Genomic DNA, 20590 nt, shown 5'->3' with positions numbered 1-20590 from the left:
GCCATGGCGCGTCTGGCTATTGCGCGTGTTGCTATGGGTGTCGCGGTCCTGTTGGCCCAGGCTGCGCCGGACGCGGTCGGACAAACCACCAATTTGGTGATTTACGGCAAGATCAACGTCAATCTGGAGCAAGTCAGGCTGACCCGTCCGGTCCAGTCGCTGACCCGCCTGTCCAGCAATTCCTCGTCGCTGGGTTTCCGCGCCAACGAAGACCTGGGCAGTGGCTGGGGCGCCTTCATGCAGGTCGAAGGCGCAATCGGCATGGACACGGGCGCGGGCGACATCAATGGCAAGGATACTTTTGTCGGCCTGCTGCACCGCGACCTGGGCAGCATCGCTTTCGGGCGCGAATCCACCGTCATCAAGAAAATGAATGCGTATACGGACCGCTTCGAAGGCAGCGGTATCGCCGACGATTCGGGCATCGCGCTGCTGCAAGGCGAAGGCAATCCGCTCGGCTTCAACCGCCGCTCCGGCAATGAAGTGCGCTACGAGAGTCCGGAACTGGGCGGTTTCCTGCTGACCCTGGCGCGCGCCGCTGAAACCGAGGAAGGACCGGGCCGCTCATCGATCCGCGCCGCCTGGTTGCAGTACCGCAGCGGCCCGTGGAAAGCAGCCGTCGCCTATGAAGGCCACCATGGCTTGCGCATCGGCTTTAACGACAGCATCCTGCGCCTGGCCGGCAACTATGCGGCATCGTGGGGCGACGTCAGCCTGGGCTGGAACCGCCTGGCGTACGGCGTGGCCGGGGGCGACTTGCGGCGGCACTACGTCACGTGCACGGGCGCCTACAAAGTGGCGGGCGGCAGCATTGCCTGGCGCTATGGCAAAGCAGGCGACATCGGCGGCAGCGCCCCGGCGGGGACGGTGCTGGCCAGTGTGGCGGGCAACCTGAGCAAGGGCGCCGGCACGGGGGCGACCCACATCACCGTGGGCTATAACCATGTGCTGTCGCCGCGCAGCTACCTGTATGTGTACGAGACCCGGGTGCGCAATGACGCGCGCGCCAATTTCAACTTTGGCACCAATGCTTACGGCAGCGCCAATCCCGGTGCGACCGTGCGCGGCTCAGCGCTGGGCATCGTGCACCGGTTCTGAGCCATGAAACTACTGGCCCGCTTGCGCCCCGATTCGCTGCGCTTGCGCCTGATCCTGGCCAGCGTGGCGGTGGAAATATTGCTGCTGTCTTTACTGATCGCCAATTCCCTGCGGCTGATCGACAACGCGGCGGCCGCCAGTATCGCGGCGGCCCTGGGTCAGGCCGTGCCCATGCTCAACGCGGCTGCCGTGCCGTATCTGATGGAACGCGATTATTCCGGCTTGCATGATTTTCTCGCGGCGACCGTGCGCGAAGACGGGCGCGAACTGGCGTATGTGGTGGTGCGCGACGCGGACGGGCACGAAGCGGCGCGGGTCGGCCTGCCGCAACACGCGGCGTTGCCGCCGGTGTCGGCCAGCATCGGCGACGGCATTGCCAGCGGTGTCTACACGGTGGAGCGGGCGATCGCGGTGGGCGGCATCCGCATGGGCAGCCTGCGCCTGGGCCTGTCCACGGCGATTGCCGGCGATACCCGCGCCGCGCTGCTGCGCCAGGGCTTTTTGATTGCGGCGCTCGAAGTCGTGGCCAGCATGGTGATCCTGAGCGTGGTGGCCGTGTGGCTGACGCGCCACCTGGCCCAGGCCGCGGCGGCCAGCCGCGCCATTGGCGATGGCGACTATACGCGGCGGTTGCCGGAAGAGGGCGGTCGCGAAGTGGCGGAGCTGGCGCGGGCCGTCAACCGCATGGGAGAGGAGGTGGAGCACCGCATCCATGCGTTGTCCGACCTGAATGCGGAGCTGGAACACCGGGTGGACGAGCGCACGGCGGCGCTGACCCAGATTGTGCAGGAACAGCAGATCCTGCTGGACAATGTGATTATCGGCATCCTGTTCCTGCGTGACCGCGTCATCATGCGCTGCAATCGCGGCTGGGCCGAGTTGATGGGCTATACGCCGGAAGAATTGCAGGGCCAGCCCACCCGCATCTATTACCCCAGCGATGAAGCGCATCGCCGGCAAGGCGAGCAAGTCTATCCCGACATCGTGGCCGGCCGCACGGCGTTTGGCGAAAACCAGTTCGTACGGCGCGATGGCGGCCTGGTCTGGTGCAGCTTCCAGGGCCGCGCCATCGATCCGGCCCACCTCGACAAAGGCAGTATCTGGGTTTTCCAGGACATCACGGCGCGCAAGCTGGCTGAACAGGCGCTGGCCCAGCGCAACCAGGCGCTGCAACACTCGCTGGTGCAGTTGCAGGATACCCAGGCGCAGCTGATGCAGGCGGAAAAGCTGGCGGCGCTGGGCCAAATGGTGGCGGGCATCGCGCACGAATTGAATACGCCGATCGGCAATGTGCTGACGATGGCGTCGTCCTTCAGCCATATGGTCGACACGATGGCGGACGCCCATGCGCAGCGCAAGCTCACGGCCAGCATGCTGCAGCGCTTCGTGGACGACAGCCGCAGCGCCAGCGATGTGGTGGCCCGCAACGCCATCCGCGCCGGCGAATTGATTGCCAAATTCAAGCTGGTCGCGACCGACCAGAGCCACGACAACCGCTGCAGCTTCGACTTGCGCGCCCACGTGGACGATATCCTGGCCGGACTGGGGCCGACGCTGCGGGCCGCCAGGGTTGCCGTGACGGTGGAAGGCGAGGGACCGCTGATGATGGACAGCTTCCCGGCCTTGCTGGCGCAGGTGCTCATCGGCCTGGTGGGCAATGCCATCGACCACGCGTTCGACAGCAGCGAGGGGCGGGCGATCCACATCCGCCTGCGGGCTTTGCCGCCGTTCCAGGTCGAAGTCGTGTTTGCGGACAATGGGCGCGGCATCGCGCCGGATGTGCTGCCCCACGTGTTCGAACCTTTTTATACGACGCGGCGCGGCGCCGGTCACACGGGACTGGGCTTGCACATCCTCTACAACGTGGTGACCGTGGCGCTGGAAGGCAATATCAGCGTCGAAGTGGCGAACGGCACCCGCTTCACGCTGACCTTGGCGCGCGAGCTGGCGGCACAGCCACGGACGCGCAGCCCGGCATGAGGGCGCGTTTCAATCCTTCTTTTCCTGCTTCTCCAGCCTGTCCAGCAAGCGCTTGGCGGCGCGGACCGCGTCGAATTCCCCGTCGCGGCCTTCCGCGAAACCGCGCACCGACGCCTGGGCCAGCAGCTTTTTGCCTTCGGGGCTGTTGCCGATCTTCATGATGGCGGCCGCCAGTTGTTTGCGGTCGGCTTCGGGCATGTCCGGCCTGGCGATCCAGGCGCCGTGCGGAATCGGGGCCGACTTCCACAGCACTTTGATGTCCTTGAGCTGGACGCCGTATTTTTCATTGAGCTGGTTGTCCGCGATCGCTCCCGCGTCGGACTGGCGCGAATAGACAGCAATGGCGGAATTGGGCTGCTTTTTCACGAAGTCGATTTTCCCCAGGTCCTTGGCATCGACACCGGCCTGCTGCATGGCCAGCAGCGGCAGCAGGTAGCCTGACGTCGATTTCGGGTCCGTGAACGCAAAGCGCTTGCCGCGCAGGCCGGCCAGGTTGTGGATGCCGGAATCCGTGCGGGTGATGATGAGGGCATGGTACGAGTCGCCGTCGTCTTCCACGTAGCGCACGACCAGCTGGGCGCCGAACGATTCGTTGGCGCTGACATAACCGAATGCCCCGGTGCCGGCGATATCGACCTTGCCTTCCCTGAGCAGCTTGAGCGTGTCGTCATAGTCGCGTCCCGCCACCAGCTTGACGGGCACGCCCAGCTCCTTTTCCAGTGCGCGGGCGAAGGCGCCAAAGTTGTTCAACAGTTCCAGCGCGGACAAATTGGGATTGGCGCAAATGGTCAGTTGCTTCAGTTCGGCCGCTGCCATCAGCGGCAGGGCCAGCAGCGCCAGGGCAAGCCAGCGAATGGGTTTCATGAGGCCAGCTCCACGCGGTTGCGTCCCGATTCCTTGGCGCGGTACAGCGCCGCATCGGCCGCCGACAGCATGGCGGCGATATCGTTTTCAATGCGCGGCGCGCAGCAGGCGCCGATACTGACGGTGTTGCGCAACTGGCGCCCATCATCCAGGGTTACCGTGTGCGCGGCAAAGGCGTCGCAGATGCGCTGCGCGATCACCTGCGCATCGGGCGCGGAACAGCCCGGCAGCAGCACGGCGAATTCTTCGCCTCCCAGCCGCCCCAGCAAGTCGCCGCTGCGCAGGCAGGTTTGCGCCACGGCGGCAAACGTGGTCAGCACCTGGTCGCCGCCGTCATGGCCATAGGTATCGTTGACCTTCTTGAAGTAATCGATATCCATCATCAGCACGGCCACCGGACGACGCAGCAATTGCGGTGACGCCAGCAATTCTTCGGCCTGCGTGAGAAAGCCGCTGCGGTTCAGCACATGGGTCAAAAAATCGTGGGACGCCGCGTGCTGCAAGCGTTCCAGCAATTCATTGCGCGCGACCATGACGCTGGCGACCGTCAGCGGCGCCAGCGCGGTCAGGCTCAGGCCCACGCGCAGCGACATCACGGCCAGCGGCGATTCCACGCTGGCGCCGATTTGCAGCAAGCCGGTGGCAATCGACAGCAAGGTCCACATGCAAAAGAACAGGGTGATGCCGGCCGTGGCGAACAGGCTGTACGTCAGCGCGCACCACAGCATGGCGGGCACCGCGTACAGGATGGCGCCCGGGCCGCCCCAGTGCACGCCGAGGCCCAGGCTGACGGCAAACGCCAGCAGCGGCGCAAAGTGGTCCAGGCGCCAGTGTTTCCAGCTCGGCCAGTCCGCGCGGCGGCGATGGTCCTTGAGCCAGCGCCGTACGTCGGGCATCGTCAGCAGCACGGGCAGGATGCCCATGTAGCTGACCAGTTCCGTGCAAAACCAGAACGCGAAGCCATACGCATGGCTGCCGCCGAACAGCACCGGATGCACGAAGATGCCGGACGTGCCCGCGGCGGTGGAGGCGCCCAGCACGCCCAGCACGAAACGGGGCATGGCGCGCGGATGGCGCAGCGTGCGGTATGACTCCGGCATGCGGGAAAAGATCAGGTAGCCCGCGATTACGCCGGGCAAATTGGTGCTGATCAGCAGGACGCCCTTGAACACGGAATGGGCCATGACCAGGTCCGACACCAGGTAGCCGGCAAAGGCGGAAATCCAGTCCAGCCAGTTGGGCGGGCGGCCCCGGCGGATCAGGATGCCGAGCAGCACGGCATTGGTGGGCCAGTATGCCGCCAGGTCGCCGGGCGGCGACGTCAGGATGCCGAAGATCGAGCAAAGATAGACCGCCGCGCCAACCAGCAGCGCGTCCCGGAACTTGTCGCCGGATGTCGGCTGCGCATCGCGCGCAGCCAGGGTATCGGTCATAAAGGGTCTCCAGCCTGTCCAGGCATTGTCCCGCCCTTGATAGAGCAAGTCAATCGAAGGAGGGCAGGCTGTAGCGGGAAGGAGAAGCGGGACCCGTCCGCCGCGCAGGCTGCCGCAGGCGGACGGGAAGCGGCGTTACATTGGCGCCAGCGAGGACGGCTTGATGCGCTGCACCAGCTCTTTACCCTTGCGGGCGCGTTTGCCGAAGTGCGGCGCCAGCAGGTTGCCGGACAATTCCAGCGCACGGGGCTTGGCCGCCATGGTGCCATGGACGATCACGCCTTTCTGCGTGATGGCCTGGGCCGACACCAGCTGTTCCTTCGGCTCCAGTTCCATCATGATCACGCCACGGCCGCCGTTGGCCAGCACTTTCATTTCCGCCAGGCCGAACACCAGCAGGCGGCCATTGGCCGACAGCGCCGCCACGGCGCTGGCGTCCTTGCCGATGATCGATGGTGGCAGCGGCAAGTCGCCTTCATCCAGGGTCATGAAGGCCTTGCCGCCTTTCTGGCGGCTGATCATGTCGGCGGCTTTCGCGATGAAGCCGAAGCCGGCGGTCGACGCCAGCATCAGTTGCGTATCGGGCGTGCCGGCAAAGTAATGCTTGATGCGCGTGCCGCCGGACAGGTCGACCAGCGTGGTGATTGGCACGCCGTCGCCACGCGCGTTCGGCAGTGCGGACACCGGCACCGAATACACCTTGCCGTTGTCGCCAAAGCCCAGCAGCGTGTCGACCGAGCGACACTCGAAGGCGTCATGCAGCGCGTCGCCCACCTTGAACGTGAACTGGGTCTTGTCGTGGCCGATGCCGGTACGGGCGCGTACCCAGCCTTTTTCGGAAATGATGACGGTGACCGGTTCGTCCACCACCTTCTGTTCCGCGGTGGCTTTTTGCGCTTCCTCGATCAGTGTGCGCCGCGCGTCGCCGAAGGTTTTCGCATCGCCTTCGATTTCGCGGATCACCAGGCGCTTCATCGACGACGGGTTTTCCAGCAAGTCGAGCAGCGTCTGGCGTTCCTTGCGCAATTCCGCCAGTTCCTGCTGGATCTTGATCGCTTCCAGGCGCGCCAGTTGGCGCAGGCGGATTTCCAGGATGTCTTCCGCCTGGATCGCCGACAGGTTGAAGCGTTCGATCAGCGCGGCTTTCGGTTCGTCCGAATTGCGGATGATGGCGATCACTTCATCGATGTTCAGCAGGATGGTTTCCCGGCCTTCCATGATGTGGATGCGGTCTTCGACCTTCTTCAGCCTGTGCTGTGTACGGCGCGTGACGGTCTCGAAGCGGAAGCCGATCCATTCGGACAGGATTTCCGTCAAGCCCTTCTGGCGCGGGCGGCCATCGCCGCCGATCATCACCAGGTTGATCGATGCCGACGATTCCAGCGACGTGTGCGCCAGCAGCAGCATCATGAATTCATCTTTGTCCTGGTTCTTCGACTTCGGCTCGAACACCAGGCGCACCGGCGCGGCGCGGCCCGATTCGTCGCGGATGGTGTCGAGCGCGCCGAGGATCAGCTGCTTGGACGCCAGCTGTTCCGGCGTCAGCGCTTTCTTGCCCAGCTTGACTTTCGGATTGGTCAGCTCTTCGATTTCTTCCAGCACCTTTTGCGATGACGTGCCCGGCGGCAGTTCATGCACCACGGCTTGCCACTGACCGCGCGCCAGTTCTTCGATCTTCCAGCGCGCGCGCACTTTCATCGAGCCGCGGCCCGTTGCATACATGTCGTGGATTTGCGCGGCAGGGGTGATGATCTGGCCGCCGCCCGGGAAGTCCGGGCCCGGGATCATTTCCATCAGTTCCGCATGGGTGATCTTCGGATTGCGGATCATCGCCACCGCCGCCTGCGCCACTTCCGTCAGGTTATGCGACGGGATTTCCGTCGCCAGGCCCACGGCGATACCGGAGGCGCCGTTCAGCAGCACCATCGGCAGGCGTGCCGGCAGCAGGGTTGGCTCTTCGTACGAACCATCGTAGTTCGGCCCGAAGTCCACCGTGCCCTGGTCGATTTCATCGAGCAGCAGGCGGGAAATCGGCGTCAAACGGGCTTCCGTGTACCGCATCGCGGCGGCGCCGTCGCCATCGCGGGAACCGAAGTTGCCCTGGCCATCGATCAGCGGGTAGCGCAGCGAAAAGTCCTGCGCCATGCGCACCAGCGCGTCGTATACCGACTGGTCACCGTGCGGGTGCAGCTTACCCAGCACGTCACCCACCACGGCGGCGGATTTGCGGGGTTTCGCGGTCGGGCCCAGGCCCAGTTCATTCATCGTGTACAGGATGCGGCGCTGCACCGGCTTCTGGCCGTCGCAGACGTCCGGCAGCGCGCGGCCTTTCACCACGGAGATCGCGTAATCCAGGTAAGCGCGTTCGGCAAAGGTGGACAGGGTCAGCGTTTCGCCGCCGTCACCGCCGTCGCCGCCGAAGTCGTCGCCGCCACGGCCATCGTCGCCGTTGCCGCCATTGCCGTTATTGCCGCCGGCGGCATCGGCTGCCGGTGCGGCATTGTCGGCATTTGCAGTATCCGCCGGATCAGCCATATCAGCCGCGGCTTCTTCAAAGAGGTTTGCTTGTTGAGTCATGATTGCGGTATTCGTTAAATATCGGCTTCCACTTCATTGCCATGTTCTTCGATCCATGCGCGGCGGGCGGCGGCTTCGCCTTTCCCCATCAGCATGTTGAAGCGGGCGGACGAAGCGCTGTGGTCGAAGTCGCCCAGCGCCACCGGCAGCAGGCGGCGCGTGTCCGGGTTCATCGTGGTTTCCCACAATTGTTCCGCGTTCATCTCGCCCAGGCCCTTGAAGCGGGAAATCGACCAGCTGCCATCTTTCAGGCCATCCTTGCGCAACTTGTCTTCGATGGCGATCAATTCGCCGTCGTCCAGCGCGTACAGCTTCTGGATCGGCTTCTTGCCGCGCGCCGGCGCATCGACGCGGAACAAAGGCGGACGCGCCACGCAGATGTGGCCTTTCTGGATCAGCGCCGGGAAGTGGCGGAAGAACAGCGTCAGCAACAACACCTGGATGTGCGAGCCGTCCACGTCCGCATCGGAGAGGATGCAGATTTTGCCGTAGCGCAGGCCGGACAAGTCGGGGTTATCGCCGTAATGGTGCGGGTCGACGCCGATCGCCACCGCGATGTCGTGGATTTCATTGTTGGCGAACAGGCGGTCCTTGTCGGTTTCCCACGAATTCAGCACCTTGCCGCGCAGCGGCAGGATGGCCTGGAATTCCTTGTCGCGGCCCATCTTGGCCGAACCGCCCGCCGAGTCGCCCTCGACCAGGAACAGTTCGGTGCGCGTCACGTCGGTGGATTCGCAATCGGTCAGCTTGCCCGGCAACACGGCCACGCCGGACGATTTTTTCTTTTCGACTTTTTGCAGCGAACGCAGGCGCGACTGGGCCTGCTTGATGACCAGTTCCGCCAGCTTTTTGCCGTAATCGATGTGCTGGTTCAGCCACAGTTCCAGCGGCGGCTTGGCAAACGTCGACACCAGGCGCACGGCGTCGCGCGAATTCAGGCGTTCCTTGATCTGGCCCTGGAACTGGGGATCGAGCACCTTGGCCGACAGCACGAACGACGTGCGTGCAAACACGTCTTCCGGCAGCAGCTTGACCCCTTTCGGCAGCAGCGAGTGCAGTTCCACGAAGTTTTTCACGGCGCCGAACAAGCCGTCGCGCAAGCCCGATTCGTGCGTGCCGCCATTCGGCGTCGGGATCAGGTTCACGTACGATTCGCGCACCACGGCGCCTTCCTCGGTCCACGCCACCACCCACGCGGCGCCTTCGCCTTCGGCAAAGCCTTCCGCATCGGGACCGGCGAATTGCGCGCCTTCGAACATCGGGATCAGCGTTTCACCGCCGTTGGCGGTTTGCGCCAGCGCTTCGACCAGGTAGCCGCGCAAGCCGTCGTCATATTTCCACGTTTGCGAGTCGCCCGTTTTCGCGTTGGCCAGCGTGACGGTCACGCCCGGCAACAGCACGGCCTTGGAGCGCAAGAGGCGTTGCAGCTCGACTTGCGAAATCAGCGAGGAATCGAAGTATTTCGGATCCGGCCACGCGGTGACGCGGGTGCCGGATTTCTTGCCGTCGCGCGGCGCCGGCATGGAACTGAGCGGTTCGACCAGGTCGCCGTTTTCAAAGGCGATGGTGTGGTAACCGTTGCCATTGTCGTCCTTGCGCCAGACGTTGATTTCCAGGCGCTTGGACAGCGCGTTGGTCACCGAGACGCCGACGCCGTGCAAGCCGCCGGAAAACGCATAGGCGCCGCCCGAACCCTTGTCGAATTTACCGCCCGCGTGCAGGCGGGTGAACACGATTTCCACCGTGGGCACGTTTTCTTCCGGGTGCAGGCCGACCGGGATGCCGCGGCCGTCGTCCTCCACCGTGATGCTGCCGTCGGCGTTTTGCGTGACGATAATATTTTTGCAATGACCGCCCAACGCCTCGTCGGAGGCATTGTCGATCACCTCCTGGATGATGTGCAGCGGGTTCTCCGTGCGGGTATACATGCCGGGCCGCTGTTTGACGGGCTCCAGGCCTTTAAGGACGCGGATGGATGATTCGCTGTAGTCGGAAACTGGTTTTTTAGTGGCCATACGAGTTCGAAGGTGCTGTTCAGGCAAAACGCTGTGATTATATACAGTATTTCTGCTCCGTTAAGGCGTTTTTATGCGACAACGCGCGGGACGCCGCCGGTCCGGGAGCTTGCGCATTCTATCCGCAACGGGCGGCCGTGGCTGAAAATTGCCACGCGCGGTCCGGTTGCCGTGAGCGTCAACTGTGGTTAAATGGGGAAAAAATATTGCCGATCCGCCTATGAACCAGCACAGCCAGGACAAATTTCCCTTCGCCATACGCCTGGCGGGCTTCCCGCCGGAGGCTGAACAAGCGCTGGCAGCGGCGCTGCAAGCCGCGCCGGCCCACGGCCCGGCGTATTTTTGCCTGTCCGAACACAGTTTGCAAGAGCCGGACCTGGTGCTGGCGTACGGCCCGGATTTGAAAGCCATGGCGTCGCTGGCCGCGATGGCGGCCACGCCGGGCGAACTCGATGCCCGTCCCGCGCTGGTGGTGGGGCAGCCGGCCGTGCCGCTGCCGTATCCGGTGGCGCCGCTGCCGCTCGATCACAAAGCCTTCCATGTGCAACTGGCGCTGCTGGTGGCGCGCCGCGCCGATGCGCTGGCCCGGCTGGCTGGCGCTGGACTACCGCCGCCGCCGGAGCGGCGCCGCAGCCAGCGGCTCGATTTCGACCTGACCGATCCCGCCGAATATGAAGCCATGCGGGGACCATCGCGGCGTGGCGCGGTGCTGGTGGTCGATGGCGGCGGGCGGTTTTACGCGCACCTGGGCGAGTTGATGAAGCCCTACAACATCGCCGTGCTGGCCGCCGCCAATGAAGCGTCGGCGCTGGCCGCGTGTGAAGAAGGGCGGGTGTCGGTGGTGCTGATGAATACGTCACTGCCGGGGATCGACCCGTATGCGTTGTGTTCCCGGTTGCGCGCGCAGGCCGGGGCGCGGCCGCCCGCCGTGGTGCTGCTGGTGTCGCCGCCGTTTGCCTATGACGGTGAACGGGGCCGCGCGGCCGGTGTGGAAGGGCTATTGGACAAGCCGGTGGCCGACGCCACGCTGAAATCCGTGATGAAAAAACTCATGCATATCGCCTGATATACAAATCGTTTACGCGGCGCTCCCGTCTTTTTAGGCCGTTTTTACGGCTGCCTCGATAAGCTGGCGGCATCTGATCACAGGATGCCGCCATGCCCAAACTTTCCTTTTCCCTGTTCGCCGGCGACACCATCGCTATCGTCGATCCCCGCGCCGAGCATGATGGCGGGGGCCGTGCAGCCGCCGCCATGGCGCTGCTGCGCGCCCGTTCCGGCAGCAAGGTTGCGCTGGCCGACCTGTGCGGGCGCCAGCCAGCGCAACCACAGGGCGGCGCACGGGTCTACGTGCTTGAGCGCGGCGACGTGCCATCCGTGCTGGCCGTGCTGGCGCGCCGCTATGACGAGGTGATCGTCGACGTTGTCTGTGGCGAAACGCTGCCGGGGCGCGCCGCACTGATTGCATCCCGTCTGGCCGTGGTGCCGCCGCGGGGCGCGGCGCAATTGGACCGGGTGCGCCTGTTCAATCCCGGACTGCGGCTGCTGCCATGGGATGGCGCGGCGGCGGATGTGCCGGCCCTGTACCGCAGGATTTTCCCCACCTGACGCTGGCGCTGCGCCGCAACCTATGGCCCGCCGGTATAAATGGTGAGGCCTGCGGCGTAATAGCGCTCGCGGCGGCCCGATCCTGATTTTTCTCCCCAGGCGATATCGGCGTCGGCGCGTCCCGGCACCAGTGCATAGCGCACGCCCAACTGGCGCCATGCGCCGCCGCCCCGCACGCCATAGCTTTCCACCGTCAGCGCGGAGCGCTCGCCTACCGCCACTTCCAGCGCCGTCGCCCACGTCGCCGCCGGACGTTCATGGCGTTCGCGACGCCAGCCTACATTCGTATGCCATTGCAGGCGGTCGCCATTGAGGTCGACAGTCAATGGCGCATAGACGCTCCAGACCCCGGCCAGGCCGTTGGCCGGTTCGAACTGGTCCGCCACCACCAGGCCCACGCGCCATGGCGCATCCTTGGGGGCGGCCAGCAATGTCTTGGCCTGCAAGACCGCCTGGTTCATGCCGAGGCCGCCATCGCGCGCCTGAATACGCGCAGCGCCCGCCGCAAGTTCCCAGTCACCATGGAAGTTACAGGCGGGAACCACCCAGTAATGCGTGTGCGTGGGTTCACGCTGGACCCAGGTTTCAAGCTGGCACTGCCCGGGATCGAGTATCGGCGCGTCATCGGTGACCAGCGGGCGGGCCGCCCACACGGCGGGCGCAACCCCGGCGCACATCAGCAATGACGTGGCAAAGGCGCTGCGCATTTTCCACGTGCGGCATCCCTGCATGCATGGCTCCCCTGGCTTGTTCCGATGCTCAAGTATAGCGGCCGCCGCGATTTTTACGCTTTGTTTACACGGCCCCGGCAAGTCTTTACGACACTTTTAGGGCATGCCCGATAAGCTGGAATGGTCAAAACAAGACCTGTGTGGGGGAATGAAATGGACCTGTTGTATATCGGAGCCATCGTGGCGTTCACGATAGGCATCCATGCGCTGGCGGCCGTTTGCCGCGACCTGGGAGAGCGCAAATGATCGGCATTTACCTGATCGGCGCACTGAGCGCGGCCGGCCTGCTGGTCTACCTGCTGGCGGCGCTGCTGCATGCGGAGGAACTGTAATGACTTTGCAATTCATCCTGTTGCTGCTGGCGTTCCTGGTGGTGCTGGCGCTGCTGGCATGGCCGATGGGCGCGCTGCTGGCGCGCGTGGCCGGCGCCGGCAAGGTGCCCGGCATGGGCTGGCTGGCGCCCGTCGAGCGCGTGATCCACCGCCTGGCCGGTATTGCAGGCGATCCTGACCAGCAAGGCATGGGCTGGACGACTTATGCCGCCGCCATGCTGATGTTTAATGCGGTCGGCGCGCTGGTGGTGTATGCGGTGCAGCGCTTGCAAGCGTGGCTACCCCTCAATCCGCAGCAACTGGCCAATGTCAGCCCGGATTCCGCTTTCAACACGGCCGTCAGCTTTGTCAGCAACACCAACTGGCAAGGCTACGTGGGCGAGCAAACTATGAGCTACCTGACGCAAATGGTGGCGCTGGCCGGCCAGAATTTCTTTTCCGCCGCCACCGGCATCGCGGTGGCCTTTGCGCTGATCCGTGGCTTTGCCGGGCGCACCACCCAATCCGTGGGGAACTTCTGGGTTGACGTCATCCGTTCCACCCTGTACGTGCTGTTGCCGCTGTCGCTGGTGTTTGCCGTGTTCCTGACGGGGCAGGGCGTGATCCAGAATTTTTCGCCGTACAAGGACGTGCCGTTGATGGAGGCGGTCACGTACACGCAGCCGAAGACCGGTGAAGACGGCAAGCCTGTCCTGGAAATGCTGACGGCCACCACGCAGACCATCGCCATGGGGCCGGTGGCGTCGCAGGAAGCCATCAAGATGCTGGGCACCAATGGTGGCGGATTCTTTAACGCAAACTCCGCCCATCCCTATGAAAATCCCACCGCGCTGACGAATTTTGCGCAAATGATTACTATCTTCCTGATCCCGGCCGGCCTGTGTTTCGCCTTCGGACGCATGGTGGGCGACCAGCGCCAGGGCTGGGCCATATTGGGGGCGATGACGATCATGTTCGTGGCAGCCGCGCTGGTTGTTGCCGCCGCAGAACAGCAGGCCCATCCCGCGTTGCAAGCGCTGGGCGTGGACCAGGTCGCGTCGCCGCTGCAAGCGGGCGGCAACATGGAAGGCAAGGAAACCCGTTTCGGCATTGCCGCGTCGACCCTGTTCGCCACCGTCACCACGGCGGCATCGTGCGGCGCCGTCAACGGCATGCACGATTCCATGATGCCGGCGGGTGGCATGGTGCCGCTGTTGCTGATGCAGTTGGGCGAAGTGGTGTTTGGCGGCGTCGGCTCCGGCCTGTACGGCATGCTGGTATTCGCCATCCTGGCCGTGTTCATCGCGGGCCTGATGACGGGCCGCACGCCGGAATACCTGGGCAAGAAAATCCAGTCGTATGAAATGAAGATGGCGTCCATCGTGATCCTGGCGACGCCCATTCTGGTGCTGGCCGGTACGGCGATCGCCGTCATGGTGGAGCCGGGCAAGGCCGGCGTGGCCAATCCGGGTGTGCACGGCTATTCGGAAATCCTGTACGCCTTCAGTTCCGCCGCCAACAACAATGGCAGCGCCTTTGCCGGGCTGTCCGCCAACACGCCGTTTTATAACACCATGCTGGGCATCGCGATGTGGTTTGGCCGCTTCGCCATCATCGTACCGGTGCTGGCGATTGCCGGCTCGCTGGCGGGGAAGCAGCGCCTGCCCGTCAATGCCGGCACGATGCCGACCCACGGTCCGCTGTTCGTGGCGCTGCTGATCGGCGTGGTGGTGCTGGTCGGCGTACTCAATTATGTTCCCGCGCTGGCACTGGGCCCGGTGGTGGAACACCTGCAGCTGTTCAAGTAAGGAGCATCGCATGTCTCAACTACAAGCGTCTCAAGCGCAGCAGCTGGCCGCTGCCGGGACCAGCCGTGGCAAGCGTTTTACACTGTTCGATGCCGCGCTGCTGAAACCTGCCATCGCCGACGCGTTCCGCAAATTGCATCCGCGTATCCAACTGCGCAGCCCCGTCATGTTTGTCGTCTACGTCGGCAGCATCGTCACCACGCTGCTGTATCTGCAGGCGCTGAACGGGCAGGGCGAGGCGCCGGCCGGCTTTATCCTGGCAATCACCGCCTGGCTGTGGTTCACCGTGCTGTTCGCGAACTTTGCGGAGGCGCTGGCGGAAGGCCGCAGCAAGGCGCAGGCCGCGTCGCTGCGCAGCCTGAAGCAAAGCGTGATGGCGAAAAAACTGACCGCGCCGCGCCATGGCGTCACATGGCTGCCTTGCGCAGCCACCGACCTGCGCAAGGGCAATCACGTGCTGGTGGAAGCGGGCGACGTGATTCCCATCGATGGCGATGTGATCGAAGGCGTGGCGTCGGTCGATGAAAGCGCGATTACCGGCGAATCGGCGCCCGTGATCCGCGAGTCGGGCGGCGACTTTTCTTCCGTTACGGGCGGCACCCGCGTGCTGTCCGACTGGCTGGTCGTCAGGGTGGCGGTCGATCCGGGCGAAACCTTCCTGGACCGCATGATCTCGATGGTGGAAGGGGCCAGCCGCAAGAAAACCCCGAATGAAGTGGCGCTGACCATCCTGCTGGTGGCGCTGACCATCGTGTTCCTGGTGGTGACGGTGACCCTGCTGCCATTTTCCATGTATGCGACCGAGGCGGCGCAGGCGGGTTCGCCGGTCGCCATCACGGTATTGATTGCGCTGCTGGTGTGCCTGATCCCCACCACGATCGGCGGCTTGCTGTCGGCGATCGGCGTGGCGGGCATGGGCCGCATGATGCAGGCCAACGTGATTGCCACGTCCGGCCGCGCCGTGGAAGCGGCGGGCGACGTCGACGTGCTGTTGCTGGACAAGACCGGGACCATCACGCTGGGCAACCGCCAGGCATCGGCGTTCCTGCCCGCGCCGGGCGTGACGGAACAGCAATTGGCGGACGCCGCGCAACTGGCGTCGCTGGCCGACGAAACGCCGGAAGGGCGCAGCATCGTCGTGCTGGCCAAACAAAAGTTCCATCTCCGCGAGCGCGACCTGGCGGCGATGCAGGCGCAGTTCGTGCCGTTCACCGCGCAGACCCGCATGAGCGGCGTGGATCTGCCGGGCCGCGCCATCCGCAAGGGCGCCGCCGACAGCGTGCGCAAATACATGACCGCGCTGGGCAAGCCGTATCCGGCCGAGGTAACCAAGCTGGCCGATGACGCGGCGCGCCGCGGCAGTACGCCGCTGGTGGTGGCCGATGGCGATCGCGTGCTGGGGGTGGTGGAGCTGAAAGATATCGTGAAAGGCGGCATCCGCGAACGCTTTGCGCAATTGCGCCGCATGGGCATCAAGACCGTCATGATCACGGGCGACAACCGCCTGACGGCGGCGGCCATTGCTGCCGAAGCAGGTGTCGACGATTTCCTGGCCGAAGCCACGCCGGAAGACAAGTTGCGGCTGATTCGCGAGTATCAATCCGGCGGCCGCCTGGTGGCCATGACGGGCGACGGCACCAACGATGCGCCCGCGCTGGCACAGGCTGACGTGGCGGTGGCCATGCATTCCGGCACGCAGGCGGCGCGCGAGGCGGGCAACATGGTGGACCTGGACTCGAACCCGACCAAGTTGCTGGAAATCGTGGAAATCGGCAAGCAGATGCTGATGACGCGGGGGGCGCTGACCACCTTTTCGATTTCCAACGATATCGCCAAGTATTTCGCCATCATTCCCGCAGCGTTCACGGCCACGTTCCCGCAACTGCAGGCGCTCGACGTGATGCGGTTGGCTAGTCCATCGTCCGCCATCCTGTCGGCCGTGATTTTCAATGCGCTGATCATCGTGGTGCTGATCCCGCTGGCGCTGAAAGGCGTGCGGTACCGCGCCGTGGGCGCCGCCGAATTGTTGCGCCGTAACCTGTTAATTTATGGCCTGGGTGGTTTGCTGCTGCCGTTTGCCGGCATCAAGCTGATCGACATGCTGCTGGCCGCATTCAACCTGGCTTGAGGAGAACATCATGATGTCCCAATTGCGTCCCGCCCTTGCCGTATTCGGCGCGCTGACCCTGGTGTGCGGCGTGCTGTATCCGATTGCCGTTACCGGCATTGCCGGCGCCGCGTTTCCAGCCCAGGCGGCCGGCAGCATCATCGAAGCCGATGGCAAGCCGGCCGGATCGGAACTGATCGGCCAGCCATTTACGTCGCCGACATACTTCTGGGGACGGCCATCGGCCACCGGGCCGATGCCGGCCAATGCCGCCGGTTCGAGCGGTTCCAACCTGGGGCCGCTGAACCCGGCGCTGGCGGACAATGTGAAGAGCCGGATCGACGCGCTGCGCGCGGCCGACCCGGACAACAAGGCGCCTATTCCCGTCGACCTGGTCACGGCATCCGGCAGCGGCCTCGATCCCGACATCAGCGTTGCCGCCGCGCTGTACCAGGCGCGCCGCGTGGCAGCCGCGCGCGGCATGCCGGAGCAGCAGGTGCGCGCGCTGATCGAGCGCGAATCCCGCCAGCGCCAGGCCGGATTCTTTGGCGAGCCGCGCGTCAATGTGCTGCGCCTGAATCTGGCGCTGGATGGTAAAACACTCCATACTCGTTGATTTCAGTATGCTGTACCCATGACGTTTTTCCGCGAAAGCCCGCGCCCCGGGCGTCCCGATCCCGATGCGTTGCTGGCGCAAGTACAGGCCGGCGAACGCCGTTTGGCGCGTGGCCGCTTGCGCATTTATTTTGGCGCGTCGGCCGGCGTTGGCAAGACGTACGCCATGCTGTCGGCCGCGCGCAAGCAGGCCGGAGTTGGCCAGCAGGTGCTGGTCGGCGTGGTCGAGACGCATGGCCGCAGCGAGACGGCCGGATTGCTGGACGGACTGGCGATCCTGCCGTTAAAAACAGTGGCTTACCGCGACCGTACCTTGCGCGAGTTCGACATCGATGCCGCGCTGGCGTGTAAACCATCGCTGGTGCTGGTGGATGAGCTGGCGCATTCGAACGCGCCAGGCTCGCGCCATCCGAAGCGCTGGCAGGATGCGGAAGAATTGCTGGAAGCCGGCATCGATGTCTGGACCACGGTCAATGTGCAGCACCTGGAAAGCCTGAACGACGTGGTGGGCGGGATTGCCGGAGTGCGCGTCAATGAAACCGTGCCGGATACGGTGTTTGACGGCGCCGATGAAGTGGTGCTGGTCGACGTGCCGGCCGATGAATTGCTGGCGCGCCTGAAAGCCGGCAAGGTGTACCAGGGGCAGCAGGCCGAACGCGCATCGCAGAATTTCTTCCGGAAAGGTAACCTGATTGCATTGCGCGAACTCGCGCTGCGCCGCACGGCCGACCGGGTGGAAGGCGACGTGCGGGCATGGCGCGTGGAACAGTCGATCGATGCGATCTGGAAAACCGGCGCGTCGCTGCTGTGCTGCGTGGGCCCCCGTGCCGGCGGCGAGCACGTGGTGCGCAGCGCCGCGCGGCTGGCCGGCCAGTTGGGCATGGCCTGGCACGCGATTTACGTGGAAACGCCGGCGCTGCAGCGTCTGTCCGCGCAGCAGCGCGAACGCATTCTCGCGACGCTGAAGCTGGCGGCCGACCTGGGGGCCGTTACGGCCGTGCTGTCAGGCGCGGATATCGCGCAACAGGTGGTTGCATACGCACGCGGCCACAACCTGTCGAAAATCGTGCTGGGGCGGGGCCACCATACGTGGCCCTGGCGCTTGCCGCATATCCGCGGCATGGCGCGGCTGGCGCCGGACATCGACCTGGTGGAAATCGGCGCCATGCCTGCGGTGCACGATACGCCGCTGCGCGACGCCGGGACGTCGGCGGAGGTGCGCAGCGTCAAGCCGCTGCCGTATGCCATCGCGGCGGCTGCGGCGCTGGGTACGGCGTTAGCCGCCACGCCGCTGCTGGCGTTCCTGGACCTGGCCAATATCGCCATGCTGTTCCTGCTGACGGTGCTGTTGGTGGGCGTGCGATTCGGGCGGGGGCCGTCCGTGATGGCGACGTGCGTCGGCGTGCTGTGCTTCGACTTCTTCTTCGTGCCGCCCCGCTTCAGTTTTGCCGTCTCGGACTTCCAGTACCTGGTGACGTTTGTCGTCATGCTGGCCGTGGGCCTGATCACGGGGCATTTGACGGCCGGGCTGCGTTTCCAGGCGCGCGTGGCGGCGCTGCGTGAAGCCCGGGCGCGGGCGCTGTACGAATTCGCCCGGGAATTGTCCGGGGCTTTGCAGACGGAACAAGTGTTCGAGATGACGCGCGCCGCCGTGATGGCGGCTTTCCGCGCCCGGGCCGCGCTGCTGCTGCCGGACGACAGCGGCCATCTCAGCGCCGGTGATGACGCAGGCGGGAGACCGGCCATTGCCGGACTGGATATGGGGATAGCGCAATGGGCTTTCGACCATGCCGTATGCGCCGGGCCGGGAACTGCAACCTTGCCGGCCAGCGCCGTGTTTTACCTGCCGCTGGTGGCGCCGATGCGCACGCGCGGCGTGCTGGCCATCGAACCTGGCGACCGGCGCTGGCTGCTGGTTCCGGAGCAGCGCCAGCAACTCGACACGTTTGCCGCGCTGGCGGCCATTGCACTGGAGCGCGTGCATTACATCGGCGTGGCCCAGCAGGCGCTGGTCAGCATGGAATCGGAACGGCTGCGCAATTCGTTGCTGGCGGCGTTGTCGCATGACTTGCGCACGCCGCTGACGTCGCTGGTGGGACTGTCCGAATCGTTGGCCGCATCGCGCCCGCCATTGGCGGCCGCCCAGCTCGAGCTGGCGCAATCACTACAGGACGAGGCGCGGCGCATGCATACCCTGGTGGCCAACCTGCTGGACATGGCGCGGATCCAGAGTGGGGAGGTCAAGTTGAACCTGCAATGGCAGCCGCTGGAAGAAGTGGCCGGCAGTGCGCTGCGGCTGTGCGCCGTGCCGTTGAAACGGCACGTGGTGTCCACCAGGCTGCCGCATGACTTGCCGTTGCTGCGCTATGATGCGGTGCTGATCGAGCGCGTGCTGTGCAACTTGCTGGAAAATGCCGCCAAATATACGCCGCCGGGTTCGCATATCGAACTAGCCGTGCAAATCCTGGGGCCTACCGTGCGCGTAACGGTCAGTGACGATGGCCCCGGCCTGCCGCAGGGCAGGGAGGACAGCTTGTTCGAGAAATTCGTGCGCGGCGAGCGCGAATCGGCCCGGCCCGGAGTTGGCCTGGGCCTGGCGATTTGCCGCGCGATTGTGGAAGCGCATGGCGGACAGATTGCCGCCGTCCCGTCGCACTTGGGTGGCGCCGCCTTTGCCGTGGACTTGCCGCTGGGGACGCCGCCCGCAATGCCCGAAGAGGAAGCATGATGAGCCAATATACCGCGGACCCGATGCCGGTTGCCTTGCTGGTGGAAGATGAACCGCAAATCCGCCGTTTCGTGCGCGCCGCGCTGGAAGAGGAGGGCTGGCAGGTGCACGAATGCCCGACCATGCGGCGGGGGTTAACCGATGCCGGGACGCGCAAGCCGGACTTGATCGTGCTGGACCTGGGCTTGCCGGACGGCGATGGCAACACGTTTATTGCCGATTTGCGCAAATGGTCGGACGTGCCGGTGGTCGTATTGTCGGCCCGCGTCGACGAAGCGGACAAGATCGCGGCGCTCGATGCCGGCGCGGACGATTACCTCACCAAGCCGTTCGGCGTCGGGGAATTGCTGGCGCGCGTGCGCGCCACGTTGCGGCGCCGCCGCCAGCCACAGGCCGACCAGTTCGGCGTGGTGCGCTTTGGCGCGGTGGAAGTGGATGTGCGCAACCGTCGCGTGCTGAAGAACAATGAACATGTGCACCTGACGCCGACGGAATTCCGCCTGTTGTCTGTGCTGGTGGCCAATGCGGGGCGCGTCATGACGGCGCCGCAATTGCTGCGCGCCGTGTGGGGGCCGTCACAAAGTGAAAACGGCCACTACCTGCGCATTTACATGGGCCACCTGCGGCACAAGCTGGAAGACGAGCCGGCGCAGCCGAAATACCTGTTGACGGAAACCGCCGTCGGTTACCGGCTGCAATTGCAAGCATGAATAGC

At 64.9% G+C, this 20590-nt stretch carries 15 protein-coding genes; 10 read left to right on the top strand and 5 right to left on the bottom strand.

Annotation, left to right across the window (positions count from 1 at the left end; genetic code table 11):
- Positions 1-3 precede the first annotated feature (3 nt).
- On the top strand, positions 4-1098 hold the full coding sequence (locus GJ700_RS23135) for a porin (protein ID WP_154378329.1): 1095 nt from the start codon (positions 4-6) through the stop codon (positions 1096-1098).
- A 3-nt stretch (positions 1099-1101) separates the two neighbouring features.
- Entirely contained in the window at positions 1102-3078 is a 1977-nt protein-coding gene (locus tag GJ700_RS23130) for a sensor histidine kinase (protein ID WP_154378327.1), read from the top strand.
- A 9-nt stretch (positions 3079-3087) separates the two neighbouring features.
- Here GJ700_RS23130 and GJ700_RS23125 read toward each other — a convergent pair whose 3' ends face one another.
- The 4 genes from GJ700_RS23125 to GJ700_RS23110 all read right to left on the bottom strand — a co-directional run bounded on the left by GJ700_RS23125 (position 3088) and on the right by GJ700_RS23110 (position 9967).
- Positions 3088-3942: a phosphate/phosphite/phosphonate ABC transporter substrate-binding protein gene (locus GJ700_RS23125; RefSeq protein ID WP_154378325.1), complete on the bottom strand. Its 855-nt coding sequence runs from the start codon at positions 3940-3942 to the stop codon at positions 3088-3090.
- Positions 3939-5375: a GGDEF domain-containing protein gene (locus tag GJ700_RS23120; protein ID WP_154378323.1), complete on the bottom strand. Its 1437-nt coding sequence runs from the start codon at positions 5373-5375 to the stop codon at positions 3939-3941. The genes GJ700_RS23125 and GJ700_RS23120 overlap by 4 nt, the downstream gene beginning before the upstream one ends.
- Positions 5376-5510: 135 nt before the next feature.
- Positions 5511-7910, bottom strand: coding sequence for a DNA topoisomerase IV subunit A (gene parC / locus GJ700_RS23115; RefSeq protein ID WP_154378321.1), 2400 nt, complete (start codon positions 7908-7910; stop codon positions 5511-5513).
- A gap of 56 nt (positions 7911-7966) precedes the next feature.
- The gene (locus GJ700_RS23110; RefSeq protein WP_154378319.1) at positions 7967-9967 is read right to left on the bottom strand and encodes a DNA topoisomerase IV subunit B; all 2001 of its coding nucleotides are present in this window, start codon (positions 9965-9967) and stop codon (positions 7967-7969) included.
- A 220-nt stretch (positions 9968-10187) separates the two neighbouring features.
- Between GJ700_RS23110 and GJ700_RS23105 the strand changes: the two genes are divergently transcribed.
- Both GJ700_RS23105 and GJ700_RS23100 read left to right on the top strand, forming a co-directional pair.
- Complete coding sequence (locus GJ700_RS23105; protein ID WP_154378317.1) at positions 10188-11033, top strand: response regulator; 846 nt, start codon at positions 10188-10190, stop codon at positions 11031-11033.
- Positions 11034-11125: 92 nt separating this feature from the next.
- The gene (locus GJ700_RS23100) at positions 11126-11575 is read left to right on the top strand and encodes a hypothetical protein (protein WP_154378316.1); all 450 of its coding nucleotides are present in this window, start codon (positions 11126-11128) and stop codon (positions 11573-11575) included.
- Between the two features lie 20 nt (positions 11576-11595).
- Here the strand turns inward: GJ700_RS23100 and GJ700_RS23095 are convergent, their stop codons facing one another.
- Positions 11596-12306, bottom strand: a complete 711-nt coding sequence (locus GJ700_RS23095) for a PA4824 family protein (protein WP_154378314.1) — start codon at positions 12304-12306, stop codon at positions 11596-11598.
- Positions 12307-12548: 242 nt separating this feature from the next.
- On the opposite strand from GJ700_RS23095, the gene GJ700_RS23090 reads away from it, so the two are divergent.
- From GJ700_RS23090 to kdpE, 6 genes are read left to right on the top strand one after another with little or no spacing between them, the layout of a single operon-like run.
- A complete protein-coding gene (locus GJ700_RS23090) occupies positions 12549-12638 on the top strand; it encodes a potassium-transporting ATPase subunit F (RefSeq protein ID WP_154378312.1) in 90 nt (29 codons plus the stop codon).
- Complete coding sequence (gene kdpA, locus GJ700_RS23085) at positions 12638-14425, top strand: potassium-transporting ATPase subunit KdpA (RefSeq protein ID WP_154378310.1); 1788 nt, start codon at positions 12638-12640, stop codon at positions 14423-14425. Before GJ700_RS23090 ends, kdpA begins: the two co-directional genes overlap by 1 nt.
- 10 nt (positions 14426-14435) lie before the next feature.
- The gene (kdpB, locus tag GJ700_RS23080; protein WP_154378308.1) at positions 14436-16553 is read left to right on the top strand and encodes a potassium-transporting ATPase subunit KdpB; all 2118 of its coding nucleotides are present in this window, start codon (positions 14436-14438) and stop codon (positions 16551-16553) included.
- A 10-nt stretch (positions 16554-16563) separates the two neighbouring features.
- Positions 16564-17148: a potassium-transporting ATPase subunit KdpC gene (kdpC, locus tag GJ700_RS23075; protein ID WP_154378306.1), complete on the top strand. Its 585-nt coding sequence runs from the start codon at positions 16564-16566 to the stop codon at positions 17146-17148.
- 18 nt (positions 17149-17166) lie between these two features.
- The gene (locus tag GJ700_RS23070; protein WP_154378304.1) at positions 17167-19875 is read left to right on the top strand and encodes a DUF4118 domain-containing protein; all 2709 of its coding nucleotides are present in this window, start codon (positions 17167-17169) and stop codon (positions 19873-19875) included.
- Entirely contained in the window at positions 19872-20585 is a 714-nt protein-coding gene (kdpE, locus tag GJ700_RS23065) for a two-component system response regulator KdpE (RefSeq protein WP_229507190.1), read from the top strand. The genes GJ700_RS23070 and kdpE overlap by 4 nt, the downstream gene beginning before the upstream one ends.
- The last annotated feature ends 5 nt before the right edge of the window (positions 20586-20590 follow it).

It is taken from the genome of Pseudoduganella rivuli (assembly GCF_009674485.1).
Lineage (GTDB): Bacteria > Pseudomonadota > Gammaproteobacteria > Burkholderiales > Burkholderiaceae_D > Rugamonas > Rugamonas rivuli_B.
The sequence above is the reverse complement of the archived record's forward strand: the minus strand, read 5'-3'. Positions and strand labels throughout refer to the sequence as shown.

What these genes read in the sequence shown, in the direction of transcription:
- kdpE (WP_229507190.1), top strand. Translation starts at nt 19,872, where the DNA reads ATGATGAGCCAATATACCGCGGACCCGATGCCGGTTGCCTTGCTGGTG.
- parC (WP_154378321.1), bottom strand. Translation starts at nt 7,910, where the DNA reads ATGGCTGATCCGGCGGATACTGCAAATGCCGACAATGCCGCACCGGCA.
- GJ700_RS23110 (WP_154378319.1), bottom strand. Translation starts at nt 9,967, where the DNA reads ATGGCCACTAAAAAACCAGTTTCCGACTACAGCGAATCATCCATCCGC.
- GJ700_RS23135 (WP_154378329.1), top strand. Translation starts at nt 4, where the DNA reads ATGGCGCGTCTGGCTATTGCGCGTGTTGCTATGGGTGTCGCGGTCCTG.
- GJ700_RS23130 (WP_154378327.1), top strand. Translation starts at nt 1,102, where the DNA reads ATGAAACTACTGGCCCGCTTGCGCCCCGATTCGCTGCGCTTGCGCCTG.
- kdpA (WP_154378310.1), top strand. Translation starts at nt 12,638, where the DNA reads ATGACTTTGCAATTCATCCTGTTGCTGCTGGCGTTCCTGGTGGTGCTG.
- GJ700_RS23070 (WP_154378304.1), top strand. Translation starts at nt 17,167, where the DNA reads ATGACGTTTTTCCGCGAAAGCCCGCGCCCCGGGCGTCCCGATCCCGAT.
- GJ700_RS23105 (WP_154378317.1), top strand. Translation starts at nt 10,188, where the DNA reads ATGAACCAGCACAGCCAGGACAAATTTCCCTTCGCCATACGCCTGGCG.
- kdpB (WP_154378308.1), top strand. Translation starts at nt 14,436, where the DNA reads ATGTCTCAACTACAAGCGTCTCAAGCGCAGCAGCTGGCCGCTGCCGGG.
- GJ700_RS23090 (WP_154378312.1), top strand. Translation starts at nt 12,549, where the DNA reads ATGATCGGCATTTACCTGATCGGCGCACTGAGCGCGGCCGGCCTGCTG.
- kdpC (WP_154378306.1), top strand. Translation starts at nt 16,564, where the DNA reads ATGATGTCCCAATTGCGTCCCGCCCTTGCCGTATTCGGCGCGCTGACC.
- GJ700_RS23125 (WP_154378325.1), bottom strand. Translation starts at nt 3,942, where the DNA reads ATGAAACCCATTCGCTGGCTTGCCCTGGCGCTGCTGGCCCTGCCGCTG.
- GJ700_RS23120 (WP_154378323.1), bottom strand. Translation starts at nt 5,375, where the DNA reads ATGACCGATACCCTGGCTGCGCGCGATGCGCAGCCGACATCCGGCGAC.
- GJ700_RS23095 (WP_154378314.1), bottom strand. Translation starts at nt 12,306, where the DNA reads ATGCAGGGATGCCGCACGTGGAAAATGCGCAGCGCCTTTGCCACGTCA.
- GJ700_RS23100 (WP_154378316.1), top strand. Translation starts at nt 11,126, where the DNA reads ATGCCCAAACTTTCCTTTTCCCTGTTCGCCGGCGACACCATCGCTATC.